The following is an 18133-nucleotide window of genomic DNA, read 5'->3' on the forward strand; positions in this document are numbered from 1 at the left end:
TTATTGAAAACATTGAAGAAAAAGGAGAAAATTTGAATTTAATACAAAGGTTAAAAGATGAATTTAATGATATTTTGTCAATTAATTTTGTTTTAGAAGACGGTCTGAACTATTTAAGAGTTGTTACAAATTATAATTCACTTGATCAAGTTGAAGCGATTTCTAAAAAAATTTCTGAATTTATTGATAAAATTGAATCTAGTGAAAATAATTTTATTTTAGAAGTGCTTTCAAGAGGACAGGATTGCCAAGATGAATAGAAAAAGAGAAAAAGTTACTAAAATTAACCCAAAAGACAACGCAAAATTAATTGTTCAATCAATTAAGGAGGTTGCTAAAAATAGCGAATTATCGCTAGATAGAGTTATTGACATTTTCCAAGAAGCTATTGAATTTGTTATATCACGAAAAATTGACCCTGATGCGCATATTTTGATTGAAGCTAATCTGGAAGATTCAAATTTTAAAGTTTTTAATACAAACGGAATTGTTGTTGAAGATACTTATTTTGATGAGCTGACAAATGAAGAAAAAATTAATGAATCTATTTCATTTATTTTAGTTTCTGATGCAAAAAAGGTTAACGAAAATGCCCGTGTTGACGACATTTTTTCAATTGAACTTGACCTTACAGCTTTTGAGCAATGACTCTTTACAGCAATTATGCACACTTTTAAACAAAAAATTTCTGAAATTGTTCGTAATAATGTTTTTAATAAATATTCTTTATTAAAAAATCAAGTTGTCTCTGCGACAATCACAAACAAAATTTCAGCTGGTTATATTTTTGAAATTGATGATGACAAGGTTTCTGCTTTTATGCCAAGTCATTATGCAACTGGAAATAATTTAAAAATTGGTTCACGTCATGAAGTTGTTATTGAAAATGTAACTAAAAATACAAAACAGTCACAAGTTGTCGTTTCATCAAAATCAGTTCAACTTGTTAAGAAAAAAATAATTGATGCAATTCCTGAATTACAGTCTAAATATCTTGAAATAGCTTCAATAGCACGAATTCCTGGTGAAAAATGTAAGGTTGCAATCCGAAAAACTGATGATGCCGAAGCAAATGATATTTCCGAAATTGGCTCAGTTGTTGGTGAGACTGGTTCAAGAATTTTTGCAATTAGCCAAGAACTTGATGGTGAAAAAATTGAAGTTATTAAATATGATGACAATATAATTCAATTTATCGTAAATGCAATGTCACCTTCAAAAGTTATTTGCGTAAAAGAGTTCAAAATAAGTCATAAATTACGGCGTTTTACTGTGGTTGTGCCTGATTTTCAACATAGTCTTGCTATTGGAAAAAACGGTTCTAATGTAAAATTAACAGCCGATTTAACTCGTAGTCAGCTTCAAATTTTGCCTTATTCTGCAGTTCTAAAAGACAATAATTTCCAAATTGAGTGAAACGGAAATGTTAAAGATCATCAAGAACTAATTGATCTCAAAAACGAATACATGCAACGTCAGCAAAGTCGAGCTTATCAAAATCAAAATAAGTGAAATTCATATAGCCGACCTAGCAATAGTTTTGACTCAATTTTGCAGCAATTTGAATCAGATATTCTCGAACTTGAAAAACCTTACGGGGTTGAGAATGAATTTATCCCTAGAAGTAAGCTAAAATCTGCTAAAACTCAGCCAGAAGTTGCTAAACCCGCTAGTCCTGTAAAACAACCAGCAACTAAAAATCGACCTTCAGGTAAAGTCGGCAATAAACAAGAAAATAAACCAAATTACTCAAATTATCAATCGGATTCAGAAGAAAAATCATACTCTTTTTCAAATGTAAGTCAAAAAAAATTTTTTGATGCCGATTCTTTGTTTGACTCAGCCCTTAATGAGGCAATTAGCGAAAATGAATTAATCGACAAACAACATTTAGAAGAAGAAGGCAAAAAACAAGAGCAAAAAACTCCAAAAGTACAAGTCAGTCATCGAACCGAAGAAGACAATGAATCATATATCCAAAATGAAAAACAGATTAAAAATTTCAAATCAGATGATGATCTTGTAAAATACACCGGTGTTGATGATATTGATATTGACGATTTTGACTTTTAAGGTAAAAAAATGAAAAATCACACAAGAAAATGTATAGTTGATCAAAAAGTTTATCCTATTAATAATTTAATTAGGTTCACTTATATTAATCAGAAATTAATTATTGATAAACATTTTGATAAAAAAATTGGTGGCAGGGGCGCTTACATTTTCAATGATTATGAAAAAATTCAATATGCGATTAAAAGAAAACTTTTTAATCGCGCTTTTAAAACAAATATTTCCGCTTTTGCTTACCAAAATTTAGCAATCGAGGTAGAAAACTTATGAAAAAACCGCAAAAAAGAATCTCAAATGTAGGCGAAATTAAGGCTCAACTAAAAACTGTTGAAACTAAAGTTCACAACGGAGTTTTCCTCTTTTCGGGAATAATGACAATTAGCGAACTTTCAGAAAAAATTAATGTCTCTGTTAATGAAATTATTACTTATTTTTTCAAACAGGCAAAAATGTATAATTTAAATCACAGTCTGTCTGAAGATGAAATTGCCGAAGTTTGTCTTGAATTTGGACTTGATTTTAAAAAAGAAGTCCAAATTGATGCATCAAATTTCATGGAAGAAGTAAGTATTAAAGACGAATCTGATCATCTCAGCCACCGCCCACCAATTATTACGGTTATGGGCCATGTCGATCACGGTAAAACAACACTTCTTGATTTTATTAGAAAAACTAATGTTGCAAAAAATGAGCGCGGCGGAATAACCCAACACACCGGTGCTTATCAAGTTACTTTTGAAGACCATATTATCAATTTTATTGACACTCCAGGTCATGAAGCCTTTACCCAAATGCGCGCTCGGGGAGCGAAAGTTACCGATATTATCGTGCTTGTTGTTGCCGCTGATGATGGAGTTATGCCTCAAACCAAAGAAGCTATCAGTCATGCTACTGCCGCAAATGTGCCTATTATTGTTTTTGTTAATAAAATGGACAAACCTAATAAAGATGTCGATCGGATCAAAAATGAACTTTCAGCATTAAATATTGTCACCGAAGAATGAGGGGGAAACAATATTTTTGTCTACGGTTCGGCGCTAACTGGTCAAGGAATTGATGAACTTTTTCGGTCTATTTTACTAGTTGCTGAAATTCTTGAGCTAAAAGCAAACAAAAATCGCTACCCAATTGGAACAGTTATTGAAGCAAAACTTCACCATAATAAGGGAACAATTGCAACTCTAATGGTCCAAAATGGAACTTTGATGGTTCGCGATTTCATTGTTGCTGGTTGTCAATACGGTCGAATTCGTTCACTTGAAGACACAAACGGTAAGCCAATTAAATTTGCGCCTCCGGGAACTCCGGTTATTGTCACAGGTCTAAATTATGTTCCTGAAGCTGGTGATAAATTTTTTGGTTTCCATGAGGAAAAATTCGCCAAACAACTTGCCCTAGAAAGAAGACAATCAGAAAAACTTTCAAAAACAAAAGCCCAAACTACACAACAAACAAAAGAAAAAACCTTAAATATTATAATCAAAGCTGACGTGACCGGAATTGCCCAAGCTTTGCACTCAACAATTGAACAACTTGCTTCAAAACATGTTCATATTCACATTTTGCACTCAGGAGTTGGGATTATTAACAAAGCCGATATTTTACTAGCCCAAACTTCAAATTCAACTATTTACACTTTTAACCTACAAGTTCCGCCAGCAATAAAAGCTCAAGCTAAACAAGCTCAAGTTGAAATTCGCGAGCATACCATTATTTATAAAATAATTGATGAAATTAAAAAACAAGTTAAAAGTATGCGTGAAATCAAATATGAACTTCAACATATTGGAACTGCTAAAATTATTGCTAAATTTTGGTTCTCAAAAGTCGGTTCAATTGCCGGATGTAGCGTTGTTAATGGAAAATTTGTTGAAAATTGCAAAATTGAATTGTGAAGAAATTCCAAATTAATTCACGCAGGAAAAATTGAATCACTTCAGCGCGATAAAAATCCTGTAAAAGAAGTAACAATTGGGAATGAATTTGGAACACACATCTACAAATTTGATGACATCGAAATCGGTGATGAACTTAGATCTTTTATTGAAGTTGAAATTGATAACTAAAGGAGAAAATTATGTCTGTTAGTCATGAAAAACGGCAAACTTATTATCACCAGTTAATTTCAAAAATTATTGACTCACATTTTTCTGAAAGAATGCCAATTGCTGTAAATTGAGTTCGACTTTCAGGTGATAATTCTCATCTTTTTATCTATTTAGAGTTTGAATATGACGAAGATAAATATTTAGGCGAAATTATTAAAGCTGAAAAATTTATCCGGCTCAAATTTGGCAACCTTCTTGAAGGATTTAAGGTTCCAGAACTCCACTTTAAACTTGATCCTGTTGCAAAACGTGTCGATGAAATGGACAAAATTTTTGCCAGAATTAAATCTCAAGATGAAAATGATGACAAAAACTAACTATTTTAAATATGAATCTAATTCTCGAGTTTCCCAGTTTCAAATAAGGCAAACTAAAAAAGCTAAAATTTTAACTTAAAAAGCAAAATTATGAAATTTTTAAACACTGCTTTTTAGTTTAAAACACTAACAAAACCATAAAAAATACAACTGCTATTTAAACTCAATGCAAAAAGAAAACTCGTTTTTACTTACATTGAGCCTAAAAAACATATGAAGTTTTGAAAGAACTGAAAAAAATAATTAAAATCCTTAAATTTATAGATTTCTAAACGGTTAAATTTAAGGCATTCCATCATATTTAAAAATATAATGGATAATTCGCAATGTCTGATTTTTTAGACAAAAAACATAACTAATTCCTCCCTAATTCAATATTAAAATTTATTAATTTATTCTTAGTGATGGTTATTATAACACAATTTTATTTTTGACCAAACATTTTTTTTAAATAAGTAGAAAAATCTCAGACAATTAGTTTTTTACCTATGATTTTGATTGCACCACTTTTGTTAATTTTTTCTAGCATGTTCATTTTAAAAAATTTGGACAAATAATTTACCTCATATAATAGCTTGGAGTTTTATATGATAAGCAACTTTGAGGCCTTTCATAGTTATACCAATCAATAAATTCACTTATTTTTTGATAAGCAATAGCTACATTTTCAAAATTTTCGCCCTCAATATTAAGCAATTCTCGTTGAAAAACTGCATAAAAATATTCAATAGGTCTGTTTGCAAGGGCATTGCCTTTTGGTGACATTGATTGTTGGATATTGTTTTGCTTTAAAAAATTAGCAAATTTGTAGTTCGCATATTCCACTCCATGATCTGAATGGAAAAATTTCGGTTTAATATTATACTTTTTGATTGTTTCTTTTACTAAGTTTATAGTTTCTTCTAAAAATCTTGTTTTAGAAATTGAAAAATTGAGCAAGTAATTGGATTTTGTTTCAATAATTGAGTGTAGGTAAAATCATTCGTTGTTAATTTTGATAAATTTAATATCAGCAAATCATTTTTCACCAAAATTTTCTGAGCTAAATTCACCTTTGATATGATCTTCAGTCCAAATTCGTGTAAACTTTTTCTCTTTTGGTGCCGGTTTTCCTTGCTTTTTATAAGCAATTGATTTTAATCCTAAAAATTCGTAGTGTTTTTGAAACACATACGTGCTTACATAATTTCCTGATTTATGTAAATATTATATAGGATGTCGCGGCCTTTTACCTTTCGATATAAATAGAAATTTTCACGAATTCACTCAAGTAAGTCTTCATCACAAATCATTTTCTTTGGTGGTTTTTTCACCCTTATTTTCTCATAAATAGAAGTGCGATTAACGTTAAAAACGCTACAAATTCTAGTGCAATTTTCGATTTTATCTTTATCTTTATCTTTATCTTTATCTTTATCTTTCTCTTGTTCTTGTTTTAATTTTTTGAGCTCCTCAAGAATAATTGCGGGGTCAATTCCGGATCTTTTAAGAACCCTCTCCACTATTTCTTGATAAATTCCACGATCATTTTCGGAAAGATCGTTAATTGTATATTTCTTTTTTGGTTTGCGTGGAGATTTGATTTTTCCACGAGTACTAATTAAACTTTTCATATCATTATTATAAAACTTTTTTTGCCAATTTCTTATCAAATTATTAGCGTATATATGCAACATTCATTCTTTATCCGCTTTTTTACTTTTAGATTTGTTTTTGTAAATTTCTCTAAATTCTTCTGCAAAATCCAAAATTGCATTTTTTAGCCCTTTAGATTCGGCAATTTTAATGTATTTAAATTTGTCTTCAACTGTAAATTTGTATTGTTTCATTTTAACACACCTTTTTTGAATGTGTCTGAAATTAATATATTAACTTATGCTTGGCCTAAAATAAAATTATGTTATAATAAATCTCACTTAAGAATAATTAATAAATCGATATTAGAATTAAGGGGAATTAATTATGTTTTTTGTCATAAAAAATTAGAAAATGTGAATTATCCATTATGTTTTTAAATGTAATGGAACGCCATAAATTTACCCGTTTAGAAATCTACAAATTTATGGCTTTTAATTATTGTTCTTTCAAAACTTCATATATTTTTTAGGCTCAATGTAAGTAAAAACGAGTTTTCTATTTGCATTGAGTTTAAATAGTAGTTGTATTTTTTTATAATTTTTGTTATTTTATCATAAATTGATTTTTATCATCAAACTGGGAAACTCGGGTATCTTTTAATAAATTCTAAACTTTTGCCAAAAGTTTAGAATTTATTACCATTTTTTTTATTTTTTAAATTAAAAAATAAAAAAAATGGCAGAGGTGACAGGAGTCGAACCCGCAACATACGGGGTTGAAGCCCGTTGTTCTACCATTGAACTACACCTCTAGGCCGATTTAATTATACCACATTTTTAAAAAATAATATATTATTTTATTAAGTATGAATACAAAAAATATTAAAAACATGAAAATGAGAGATTTTTTAACACTTTTATGGTTTGTGGTAAAAATTTCTTTAATTTCTTTTGGCGGAGGAAATTCTTTAATGCCTATTATTTTTAGTCAGGCAGTTGTCAAAAAAGGATGAATTTCAAAAAGTGATTTTGATCAAGGTTTAATTTTGACCAATTTGCTCCCCGGACCTTCATCACTTCAAATGATGGCATTAGTTTGCATTAAAAAATTAGGCGCTTTTTGGGGTGTTATAGCAACAGTTTTGGGAATTTTCCCACATATTTTATTATTTTTTACTTTATTTATTTTAGTAAAAAATTTACCTTCAAGATATTTAGTCACTTTTAACTTAGCAATTTTTTCAACAATTATCGGAATTTTACTTGGATTTTGTTATATTTATTGAAAAAAAGATAAGAATTCAATGAATAAATTAGTTTATTACACCGTTTTATTATTAAGTTTTGCATATTCTTTGTTTGTTCCAAGCCCGTATAATTTAGCAATTGTCCCAATTTTAGTAATTATTTTTATATATTCAGTCTTATTTTTGTTTAAAAAATGAAAGAAAAACCGTGATTTTACTAATTAGTTTAACAATTTTGGGGCTAGCAGTTATTAGTTTAATTGTCTTTGGTGGCGGGCAAGTTTTTATGCCTGTTTTTAACTGGTTTTGATTACAACTTGGAGAGCTAGGCCTTGACATTGATCAAGAACAAATTAATCAAATTTTCACTGTCGCAAATTCAACACCAGGTGTTTTTTCAATTAAATTGGCCGCTGTTACTGGATTTTTAATTGCAGATTTTGGAGTTTTAGGTTGATTTCTTTCATTTATTTTTTTAATGGCATTTATATTACCGGCAATTTTTTTAGTTGTAATTTGATTAAAGGCTTTAAATAGAGTTTCGCAAAAAAATGGCTCAAATTTTATAAAAAAAGCACAAATTTTTCGGCCGGCAATTATTGGAATTATTTTAGCGCTTGCTTTTCAACTTTTTATCAATTTAGTGCTTGTAAATTATGCTTTTAATTCTAATAATGGATATTTTGTCACAAAAGAAGTAAGTGATTTTATAAGCGGTTGAAGACTTTGAGTTTTTATTTTATTTGCAATTTTTTGGTCTATAACAGTTTTTATTTTATATTTGCGAAAGGTAAATGTTTTTCTGTTAATTATTATCGGAGTTTCGCTTTCACTTATTAGTTTACAACCTTGACTTTAGGACAAATATGTATACAAATCGTAAATTTTATAATAAAAAAGAATATTTTATTGACCATGAAAAACGGGTTTTAATTCTTAACCCTGCTTTTCATGAAAAATTACTTAACAAAAAGTTTGCTTTTAACACCGGTTTTAAAAAAATTGGTGGAACTTTAATTGGAGAAGTGCTTGGACTTGATAGTTTTAGCTCCCCTTTCCGAGCTTTTGTCAAAATTTCAAAATTGGATATGCCAATTTTAGACACTAAATATATTGATGCCGGAGTTGCAATTGAGCCTCTTGTCATTAAAGCCATTTCTGAAAAATTAGATCTAGAAATTGAAACTTTTCCTCCCGAAAAATATAATTATGATTATTTTAGTGATGATCCAATTATTGGTGGAATTCCTGATGGTTTTATCAAAAAAACTAATATAATAATCGAAATTAAAACAACCGGCCTGAAAAATTTTGAAAGATGAGGCAAAAAAGGGGAAAATTTACCGCAAAAATACATAAAACAAGCTCAATTATATGCATTTTTAAAAAATGCTGAAAAATATGCAATTGTAGCAACATTTTTAGAGGAAGATGACTACGAAAACCCCAAAGAATTTCCTATAAAAAAAAGACATATAAAATCGTATACTTTTGATGTTAATGAATCTCAAGTTATGGATGATATAGAAAAAATTAAAAAATGGTATAATTTTTATACAAAGTTAGGTATTTCGCCAAGTTTTGACCCTATAGTTGATGCTCAAATTCTTGAGTATTTAAGTTGCGAAAATGAACAAGAGTGAAAACAACTTTGAGAAAAATGAACAAATTCAATATCTAAGCAAAATAAAAAAATATAATCATGTCATCATATTCTAAAGTTTATTTGCACAAAAATATTCTAATAGTTGTCTCAGAAATGACTGAAATTGTTAATAAAGCGATTAATATTCACAAATTAAAGAATATTAGTTCACTTATTTTAGCAAGTTTTATTAATGTTTTTGGGCCACTTCCAACTTTGATTAAGGAAAAAACAGCTGGATTTTCCGTCAAAATTAATTCTGAAACTGTTGAATCTTTAGTTCTTGAAACAAATAAAAAAGGCCAAATTCGTGCCAGTTTTTCAGCAAATAATTTTGAAATCCCGACTAATGTTTTCAAAAATTACAACACAAACCTACTTGTAAGCTCATATATTGGAACTTCTGGTTTTTTAAAAATTAACCAATTTACAAAAAAAACTAATTATTCAGGTCAAGTTAAGCTTCAAAAAGGTGATTTTATCACTGATTTAGCTTATTTTTTCCACCAATCTCAGCAAATTAATTCAGTAGTAAAAAATTTAATTGAACTTGATGAAAATTCAAAAATAACAAAAGCTCAATCCTTAATTATTCAGCTTTTGCCTAATCATTCTGAAGAAGAACTACAAGAGGTAGAAGCCTGACTAGAAAATGAAAAAATAACGGATTTCATGAACTTTTTTTCAAATTTTAATCAGGTTGACTTCCAAAAATGGGATTATATTTGTAACTGTAAAAAGTCAAATTTTGAAGCAAATTTGAAACTTTTAAGTCAAGAAGATGTTGATTTTTTAATTGAAAAATATAAAAAAATTGAATTTAAATGTAATTTTTGCTCAATTAGCAAAAAATTTAATAAAAAGGACTGATTAATGGCCAATAAACCATTTAGCATTGCTACGGTTGAATCTTTAACTGGAGGCGCACTTGCTGCTGAAATTGTAAAAAAACCCGGTGCAAGTAAATTTTTTGCCGGCGGACTTGTTTGTTATCAAAATGAAATTAAAGAAAAAATTGGTATTGATACAAAAAATGGTGTAACTAATGCCAAAACAGCCCTAAAAATGGCTAAATACGGTCTTGATTTTTTCCAAACTAAATATGCAATTGCTTTGACCGGAAATGCTGGCCCTACAGTTCAAGATGGCAAGCTCGGACAAGTATTTATTGCGATTAACGATGAAGTCTGAGAACTGAATTTTACCGGAAGTAGATCTGAAATTATACAAGCAAGTTTAGATTTTGCCATTGAAAAAATAAAAGAAATTTCAAAAAACAGCATAAAAATTTTTTAAATTTTGCAATAATAAATTATAATTTAAGTAAAAATAAAAACCTAGATAATAATAAATTATTAGCCTTAGTTTTTAAATAAATAGATTTGTCTTAAAATCTAAGAGAAAAAGCTAAGTTTTTTATTATTTTTTTTAAATTTTGAACAAATTTATATAATTTAAATTATAATTAGTTTTATTTTACTTTTATATAACAATTTAAGGATTATTATTAATGATAACACGTGAATTTTTACCTAATAGTGCCGAACTTAAAATTAAGTTAGTAGCTGATCCGCAAAAATGAGTTGAATATTACGATAAAGCTGAAAAAAGACAAGTTGCAAAAGTGTCATTACGCGGTTTTAGAAAAGGGAAAGTGCCATTAGAAAAAGCCCGCCCATATTTAAATCCACAGGCAGTTTTTGAATTAGCGCTTAGAATGTACTTACCCGAACTTGAAAAACAAGCTTTTTCTAATGTAATGGATAGTGACAATGTTATTGAATCGCCAGTCTTTAATATTGTTCAAATGGACAAAAACACCTTAGAAATCGAGTTTCTTTACCCTGTTTATCCTGAAATTAAGCTTCCTGAATATCAAAATCTTAAGACAAAATACGCTGTAAAACAAGTGACAAAAGATGACATTGAACACCAAAAACAAAAACTTTTAGAATCAAAAGGAAAATTTGTTAATGTAAATCGTCCTGTAAAAATGGGAGATATTATTAATTTTGATTTTAAAGGCTTTATTGATGATGAACCTTTTGAAGGTGGAGAAGCACAAGACTTTGAACTTCGAATTGGTTCAAATAGCTTTATTTCCGGTTTTGAAGAACAACTAGTTGGGTTAGAAATTGAAAAAGAAGCCGATATTCATGTGGTTTTCCCAGAAGATTACCATGTTCCAGCTTATGCAAGTAAAAAGGCAAGATTTCATGTAAAAATCAACAGAATCAAAGAAAGTCAACCTGCTAAATTGACTAATGATTTTGTTGCTTCATTAAAAATTCCAAATGTTGAAACAATTAGCCAATTGGAAGTTTATCTTGAAGATCTTACAAAACGTGAAAATATTGAAAAAGCACGAATTGAGTTTCAAAAAAATGCACTTGTCGAAATTGTTGACCAAGTTGAAATTCCACTTGCAACTAAATTAGTTAATGCTGAAGTTAGTCGTTTAAATGAAACTTTTAATTCAACTTTAAAACAACAAGGCTTTACTCTTGAGGAATATTGCCGAATTACAAAATTCACTGAGCAAGATATTCATAATCAACTTGATGCTGAAGCAAGAAAATTACTTAAAAATTCCTTTATTTTTGCCGAAATTGCAAAACTTGAGGGATTAGTTCCAACCCAGCAAGATTATGACGAGCAAATTGCCTTGTTGTCAAAATTCACAGGTAAATCTGTCGAAGAACTAAACGAAACAATTCCTCATAGCGAAATTCAAATTAACATAACAAACAAAAAAGTTGTTGATAAGTTAATTGAATATAACAGCGAAAAAACTGAAGAAAAAACTGAAGAAAAAACTGAAGAAAAAACAGAAACAACAGAAAAACAAAATGAAACTAATGAAGAAGTAAATGAAAATAAGGATGGTGAATCGTAAAAAAAGACCAAAAATTAAAATTTAATTTACAAATTTATGGAGGCGTAAGTGAGTAAAATAGGAAGATTTGTATCGACAGTTTTAGCTGTTATTGTTGGGAATATTCTCTTATTTGCAATAATAATTGCTACTTTATACTTTTTATTTAAAAAGCAAATCGAAAATTTCGAAATTGATAAAATCAAAGCTTCATTTGAAGAATTTCAAAAAACTTTTTCAAAATTGGATTCTGAGCAAATTAAAAAATTTCAAGAAGGTTTTGATAAACTTGCAAATTTAGATCTAGATTCGCTTAAAACACAAATTGATGCATTAAAAGATGCGCCAGAAAAATTGCAAAAAGCGCTAAAATCTGTTGAAGAACTTTCAAATGCATTAAAAACTATAAAAGCTACACAGTCAGCCGCTGCTACAACCAATATTGTTGTTTCTCAAGCAGTAATGAATCTAGGATCAACTCCAAGTTTATTTAATTTTTTAAATGTTGCTCCTTTTATTAAAATTTAATTTAAAAATTATTTATTCAATAAAAAAACTACTAGTCGGTAGTTTTTTTATTGCAAATTTTTCAATAACTTTTCCCAAGTTCCCCAGTTTGATTGCAAAAATTCACTTTTTATTGAATACAATATGCAAAAATACCCATAAATCGTTGTTTTTTGATTGTAAAACCTTATTTTTTATTAATTACAAATAATTACATTTTAAAGTAATTATATGGTATAATTATACACTATGAAAAAGCAAAATTTGATTTTATTTAATGTTTGAGGATCTTCAAAAGATAAACCATATAAATATGTTGGCTGAACACAAGGTTATTCCAAAGGTCCAAAACGTTGATTTAGTTTAGGAAATGAGCGGAATTTGGAAAAAATTAATCCAAATGCCATTCAAATTATCAAAGAAAAATTGAAATTGTTTTCAAATTTAGATGACAAGGATAAAGTCAAGACTGTTTTACTTGATTCTATTAAAAATTCCGCCATAATCGAAGGTTCGGTTTTTGTTGGCGGGGAATTAATTGAAAAATTTATTGAAAAGCACAATATTTTTGAATCACTTCCTAAAAGTAGACATAAAAATATGAAGGAAATTTTTAACTACTTAATTTCAAAACGGATCACTGATCCTGGCAGCATTATTAATGCTTTTGATAAAAATGATGACTACTCAAATCAAATAAATGCTTCCAAAAATAGCTTTTATAAGCTCTTAGATCTTGTTTTTGAGTCACAAAATCAACTTTTAGATAGTCTTAACAAAATGGTTATAAGCGAACTTGGACAAAGGGGCAATGAATTTTATTTTGATTCATCAACAATCTATTTTGAGACTTTTGAAAGAAAAGATGCTAAATTCCAAGAAGATCAAATTGTTGTTGCCTTAGCGTGTGATAAAAACGGAATTCCTTTTCATTTTAAAGTTTTTAAAGGAAATACAGGCAATTCTAGCACATTAATCCCTTTTGTATTAGATGTTGAATTCAAATATAATATCAAAAAAATGATAATAATTGCAGACCGTGGCACATTGACTGCTACAAATATTCGATTTCTTGAATCAAGAAACTATAATTTCATTATTTCTTATCACCCAAAGGTAGCCAGTCAAAAATTTAAAAATTATTTACTAGATCCTAGCGATTATGTTGATGTTAATGCCGATTTTAAGTATAAAAAAGAAGAATTTTATTCATCTTATAAAAATAAAAGATACACTGAAAATATTAGAAGAAGAATTATTACTTACAGCACAAAAAGAGCGATAAAAGACAGAAAAGCTCGCGAAGAGCAAATCCAAAGTTTTATTAAAAAACAAAATAAAGACGGTTTTATTGAAATAGACAAATTGTTCGGTAAAAAACCTAAATATTTTAAGCAAATTTCAAACATGAAATTTGAATTAGATCAAAGTAAAATTGACAAAGACAAACAATTTGATGGTTACTACGTTTATGAAACAAATATACTAAATTTGAATGTCTTAGACATAGTTGAAAAATACCATAAACAGCCAAATATTGAAGCTAATTTTAGAAGTCTAAAAGGTTTATTGAATATTCGTCCTGTATTTTTAAGAATTGACGAGCATATCCTAGCTCATACACTTTTGTGTTTTATCTCACTAGTTATTTTAAAAACTATAATATTTAAAATCAACAAACATATTAGTGATAACAAGTTATTTGAAAACAGTCGACTAACTGAAGTTGGTTTAGTAAGAATGTTGCAAAAATTAAGACAAAGGGTTGAATTTAACACTTTAGATCAGCAAATAACATTTAAAAATCGCGAAGGCGTGCCTAGTGACCCGAATATTTGAAATAGGTATGATTTTTACTTTGATATCTTAATAAATCGCTAATAAAAATTGTAATTAGCCTTTGCCAAAAAAGTGAAAAAGCTCGAAAAACTAGACGCTTTTTAAGATTATCTTATCAAATTGGGAAACTCGGGATTAACTTTATCTTAGCTTGGCAGTTTGATGGCAAAAATTCACTTTTATAGAATACAAATATGAAAAAATACCCAAATTTACGGGTATTTGTGGCCTAAAATCTTAATTTTTATTATTTTAAAATTAAGATTTTGCAAAAAAAAAAAAAGCTTGGTCAAAAATAAAATTATGTTATAATAAACACCACTTAAGAATAGTTAATAAATTTAGACATCAGAATTAAGGGGGGATTAGTTATGTTTTTTGCATGATAAAATCAGAAAATGCGAATTTTACGTCATATTTTTAAATATGATGTAATGCCTTAAATTTACCCGTTTAGAAATCTTTAAATTTAGGGCTTTTGGTTATTGTTCTTTCAAAACTTCATATGTTTTTTAGGCTCGCTGCAAATAAAAACGAGTTTTCTATTTGCATTGAGTTTAAATAGTAGTTATATTTTTTTATGATTTAGTTAGTGTTTTAACTAAAAAAGTAGTTTAAAAATTCATAATTTGGCTTTTTTAGATTGCTTTATTTTATTAATAAGTAGATTTTGCATTCATGAGTGTTAGATTTAAAATTCGTGTTTTTGCTTTGATAGTTATTTATCCTGATTTTGCCAAAAAAATTAAAAAGGTGCCCAGTTTTGGCACCTTTTTAAGATTATCTTATTAAACAGGGAAAATCGGGAATAAATTTTAGTCGTCAGATTTGATTGCCCGTTGTTTAACAATTACATCAGAAATATTTTTTGGAACAACTTCATAATGATCAAATTGCATTTGGTAAGTTCCTCGTCCTGATGTCATTGAACGTAATTGGGTTGAATATCCAAACATTTCTGCTAATGGAACATGTCCACGAATAACATTTGCTCCATCAGATCTAGTTTCTTGTTCACGAACAAGTCCACGACGACGTGATAAGTCACCCATAACGTCTCCGGCATATTCGGCAGGTGCAAAAACAGAAACGTCCATAATTGGCTCAAGTAAAACAGTTCCAACGGCATCACGAGCACGTGAAAGCGCTTTTGAGGCGGCAATTTTAAAGGCCATTTCTGAAGAGTCCACTTCGTGGAAAGAACCGTCAAATAAAGTTGCTCTTACATTAATTAAAGGATATCCGGCCAAAATTCCGGCTTGCATTTTTTCTTCAAGACCTTTTTGAATTGATTTTATATACTCTTTTGGAATTTTTCCACCGACAATTTTATCAATAAAATCAAAGCCTTCTTCTGGGTTAGGTTCAAATTTAATTCAAACATGACCATATTGTCCACGTCCACCGGATTGTTTGATGTATTTTCCTTCAACTTCAGCGGATTTTGTAATTGTTTCACGGTAAGAAACTTGTGGTTTTCCAACGCGTGCTTGCACGTTAAATTCACGTTTTAGCCGGTCAACAATAATATCAAGGTGTAATTCTCCCATTCCAGCAATAATTGTCTGTCCAGTTTCAGTGTCAGTTCAAGTTTTGAAAGTTGGATCTTCGTTTGCAAGTTTTTGGAGGGCATTAGCTAGTTTTTCAACTTCAGCTTTTGAAAATGGTTCGAGCGACTGGGAAATAACAGGTTCAGGAAAACTCATTTTTTCAAGCACAAAAGTTTTGGACTTTTCAGAAATTAGTGTATCACCTGTTGTTGTGTCTTTGAGACCAACAAAAGCACCAATATCACCGGTACGAACTTCGTTAATTTCTTCACGTGAATTAGCATGCATTGCTAAAATACGGCCAACACGTTCTTTTTTACCTTTTGTTGAGTTAATTATGTAAGTTCCTTTTGTCAGGCTTCCTGAATAAACACGGAAGAAAGTCAAAGAACCAACAAAAGGATCGTTCATAATTTTGAAAGCTAAGGCAGAAAATTCTTCACCGTCATCAGCTTGAATTGTAATTTCTTGATCATCGCGAAAAGCTCTAACTGGTGGAACATCAAGTGGTGAAGGTAAATAATCAATAACAGCATCGATCATTTTCTTTACACCTTTGTTTTTAAAAGATGAACCACAAACAACCGGGAAAAAATCACCACTAATTGTTGCTTTACGAATTGCTGCTTTTAGTTGCTCAGCAGAAATTTCTTTTTCTTCAAGAAGATCATTAAATAAATTTTCATCATAGTCAGCAACCGCTTCTGCTAGCGCAAGTCGCATTAGGGCAGCTTTGTCTTGTAATTCACTTGGAATTGGAATTTCGTATTCAACTTCTTCTTTTTGACCATCGTAGTTATAAGCTTTCATTTCGACAAGGTCAATAATTCCGCTAAAATCAGACTCAGCACCAATATTTAACTGAATTGCCACGGCATTACCGTTTAATTTAGTGCGCACAGATTCAATTGAAGCCTCAAAATTAGCACCAGCTTTATCCATTTTATTAACATAAACAACACGGGGAACACCATAAGTTGTTGCTTGTCTTCAAACAGTTTCAGTTTGGGGCTCAACACCTGATTGGGCATCAAGAACAGCAACTGCTCCATCAAGAACCCTGAGTGAACGTTCAACCTCAACGGTAAAATCAACGTGTCCTGGGGTGTCAATTATGTTAATTCTTTTACCTTTTCAAAAAGCAGTTGTTGCTGCAGAAGTTATAGTAATTCCACGCTCTTTTTCTTGTTCCATTCAGTCCATTTGGCTAACTCCGTCATGAGTTTCACCAATTTTGTGAATTTTACCAGTGTGGAATAAAATTCTTTCGGTTGTTGTTGTTTTTCCGGCATCAATATGGGCCATAATTCCGATATTACGGTAATCTTTTAGTTCAAATTTTCGTGACATATTTCTAAATTCCTACCATTTAAAGTGTGCAAAAGCGCGGTTTGCTTCAGCCATTTTGTGAGTATCTTCTTTTTTCTTGAAGGCCCCACCTGTTTTATTATAAGCATCAATTATTTCATTTGCAAGACGAACAACCATTGTTTTTTCGTTACGTTTTCTGGCAAAAAGAATTAATCAACGCAAAGCAAGTGTCTGTTGACGTTTTAGACGAACTTCCATTGGAACTTGATAGTTTGTTCCCCCGATACGACGTGAACGAACTTCGGTTAGGGGAGTTACATTTTTTACAGCTTGTTCAAAAACTTCAAGAGCATCTTTTTGAGTTTTTTCTTCAACTAATTTAAATGATGAATAAAGAATGTTTTGGGCAGTAGTTTTTTTCCCGTCTAACATAACGCTATTTATTGCTTTTGTGATCAGTTTTGAGTTAAAAACTGGATCAGCAAGCACGTCGCGCACTGGGGCTTGTTTTTTTCGTGACATGATTGTCTCCTTTTAAAAAATGTCGTATTTTATAGCTTTTTTCAGATTTTTACTTTGAAGTTTTAGGTTTTTTTGCTCCGTATTTGGAACGACCTTGGGCTCTTTTTGCAACACCAGTTGTATCTTGAGTTCCACGGACAATGTGATAACGAATCCCTGGTAAGTCTTTAACTTTTCCACCACGAATTAAAACAATTGAGTGTTCTTGTAAATTGTGGCCTTCACCGGGAATATAGGCATTAACTTCAATTCCATTTGAAAGTTTTACCCTTGCAAATTTACGTAATGCTGAGTTAGGTTTTTTAGGAGTCATAGTTGCAACTCTTGTGCAAACTCCACGTTTAAAGGGCGAGCTAATTTTTAGTTCTTTTTTGTGCAAAGAATTATATAACATATTCAATGCAGGAACTTTTGACTTTCAAGTTTTCTTAACTCGGCATCCTTTTGCTAATTGAGAAATTGTTGGCATTTTTTCCTTTAAATGAATGTTTTTTTCGGATTATAACAACGGTATCAGTGTTATAAAAAAAATTGTTAAAATAAAATTTAAGTTAAATTATAG

At 29.8% G+C, this 18133-nt stretch carries 17 protein-coding genes and 1 tRNA gene; 12 read left to right on the plus strand and 6 right to left on the minus strand.

Features of this window, described 5'->3' with window-relative positions:
• The first annotated feature begins 32 nt into the window (after nt 1-32).
• Genes PWA39_RS01235 through PWA39_RS01255 form a run of 5 tightly spaced genes read left to right on the plus strand, consistent with a single transcriptional unit; the run spans nt 33 to nt 4498 of the window.
• Nucleotides 33-260: an LSm family protein gene (locus tag PWA39_RS01235; RefSeq protein ID WP_044284445.1), complete on the plus strand. Its 228-nt coding sequence runs from the start codon at nt 33-35 to the stop codon at nt 258-260.
• Nucleotides 253-2073: a transcription termination/antitermination protein NusA gene (gene nusA / locus PWA39_RS01240; RefSeq protein ID WP_069099217.1), complete on the plus strand. Its 1821-nt coding sequence runs from the start codon at nt 253-255 to the stop codon at nt 2071-2073. Before PWA39_RS01235 ends, nusA begins: the two co-directional genes overlap by 8 nt.
• Before the next feature lie 9 nt (nt 2074-2082).
• A complete protein-coding gene (locus tag PWA39_RS01245) occupies nt 2083-2373 on the plus strand; it encodes a YlxR family protein (protein WP_044284434.1) in 291 nt (96 codons plus the stop codon).
• Nucleotides 2340-4139 carry a translation initiation factor IF-2 gene (gene infB / locus PWA39_RS01250; protein WP_069099218.1) on the plus strand — a complete coding sequence of 600 codons (1800 nt, stop codon included), beginning with the start codon at nt 2340-2342 and terminating at the stop codon, nt 4137-4139. Before PWA39_RS01245 ends, infB begins: the two co-directional genes overlap by 34 nt.
• Nucleotides 4140-4150: 11 nt before the next feature.
• A complete protein-coding gene (locus PWA39_RS01255) occupies nt 4151-4498 on the plus strand; it encodes a ribosome-binding factor A (protein ID WP_069099219.1) in 348 nt (115 codons plus the stop codon).
• Between the two features lie 558 nt (nt 4499-5056).
• Here PWA39_RS01255 and PWA39_RS01260 read toward each other — a convergent pair.
• From PWA39_RS01260 to PWA39_RS01270, 3 genes are all read right to left on the minus strand, one after another.
• On the minus strand, nt 5057-5668 hold the full coding sequence (locus tag PWA39_RS01260) for a DDE-type integrase/transposase/recombinase (RefSeq protein ID WP_274827476.1): 612 nt from the start codon (nt 5666-5668) through the stop codon (nt 5057-5059).
• A gap of 8 nt (nt 5669-5676) precedes the next feature.
• The gene (locus tag PWA39_RS01265) at nt 5677-6327 is read right to left on the minus strand and encodes a hypothetical protein (RefSeq protein ID WP_274827477.1); all 651 of its coding nucleotides are present in this window, start codon (nt 6325-6327) and stop codon (nt 5677-5679) included.
• Between the two features lie 485 nt (nt 6328-6812).
• Nucleotides 6813-6887: transfer RNA gene (locus tag PWA39_RS01270), tRNA-Trp, on the minus strand.
• A gap of 54 nt (nt 6888-6941) precedes the next feature.
• Between PWA39_RS01270 and PWA39_RS01275 the strand changes: the two genes are divergently transcribed.
• The 7 genes from PWA39_RS01275 to PWA39_RS01305 all read left to right on the plus strand — a co-directional run bounded on the left by PWA39_RS01275 (nt 6942) and on the right by PWA39_RS01305 (nt 14230).
• The gene (locus tag PWA39_RS01275) at nt 6942-7547 is read left to right on the plus strand and encodes a chromate transporter (protein ID WP_179853247.1); all 606 of its coding nucleotides are present in this window, start codon (nt 6942-6944) and stop codon (nt 7545-7547) included.
• 10 nt (nt 7548-7557) lie between these two features.
• Entirely contained in the window at nt 7558-8181 is a 624-nt protein-coding gene (locus PWA39_RS01280) for a chromate transporter (protein ID WP_240534052.1), read from the plus strand.
• Between the two features lie 7 nt (nt 8182-8188).
• Nucleotides 8189-9022, plus strand: a complete 834-nt coding sequence (locus PWA39_RS01285) for an MAGa7180 family putative nuclease (protein WP_069099669.1) — start codon at nt 8189-8191, stop codon at nt 9020-9022.
• 2 nt (nt 9023-9024) lie between these two features.
• Nucleotides 9025-10263 carry an Hsp33 family molecular chaperone HslO gene (locus PWA39_RS01290; protein WP_069099670.1) on the plus strand — a complete coding sequence of 413 codons (1239 nt, stop codon included), beginning with the start codon at nt 9025-9027 and terminating at the stop codon, nt 10261-10263.
• A gap of 214 nt (nt 10264-10477) precedes the next feature.
• Entirely contained in the window at nt 10478-11863 is a 1386-nt protein-coding gene (gene tig, locus PWA39_RS01295) for a trigger factor (RefSeq protein WP_069099671.1), read from the plus strand.
• A gap of 48 nt (nt 11864-11911) precedes the next feature.
• Nucleotides 11912-12370: a hypothetical protein gene (locus PWA39_RS01300; protein ID WP_069099672.1), complete on the plus strand. Its 459-nt coding sequence runs from the start codon at nt 11912-11914 to the stop codon at nt 12368-12370.
• A gap of 228 nt (nt 12371-12598) precedes the next feature.
• A complete protein-coding gene (locus tag PWA39_RS01305) occupies nt 12599-14230 on the plus strand; it encodes an IS1634 family transposase (protein WP_274827478.1) in 1632 nt (543 codons plus the stop codon).
• 773 nt (nt 14231-15003) lie between these two features.
• Here the strand turns inward: PWA39_RS01305 and fusA are convergent.
• From fusA to rpsL, 3 genes are read right to left on the minus strand one after another with little or no spacing between them, the layout of a single operon-like run.
• Nucleotides 15004-17088 carry an elongation factor G gene (fusA, locus tag PWA39_RS01310; RefSeq protein WP_069099620.1) on the minus strand — a complete coding sequence of 695 codons (2085 nt, stop codon included), beginning with the start codon at nt 17086-17088 and terminating at the stop codon, nt 15004-15006.
• A 12-nt stretch (nt 17089-17100) separates the two neighbouring features.
• Nucleotides 17101-17571, minus strand: coding sequence for a 30S ribosomal protein S7 (gene rpsG, locus PWA39_RS01315; RefSeq protein ID WP_069099619.1), 471 nt, complete (start codon nt 17569-17571; stop codon nt 17101-17103).
• A gap of 49 nt (nt 17572-17620) precedes the next feature.
• Nucleotides 17621-18040, minus strand: a complete 420-nt coding sequence (gene rpsL / locus PWA39_RS01320; RefSeq protein WP_010321104.1) for a 30S ribosomal protein S12 — start codon at nt 18038-18040, stop codon at nt 17621-17623.
• Between the last annotated feature and the right edge of the window lie 93 nt (nt 18041-18133).

The sequence above is a fragment of the Mesomycoplasma ovipneumoniae ATCC 29419 genome, assembly GCF_028885435.1.
GTDB classification, from domain to species: domain Bacteria; phylum Bacillota_I; class Bacilli_A; order Mycoplasmatales; family Metamycoplasmataceae; genus Mesomycoplasma; species Mesomycoplasma ovipneumoniae.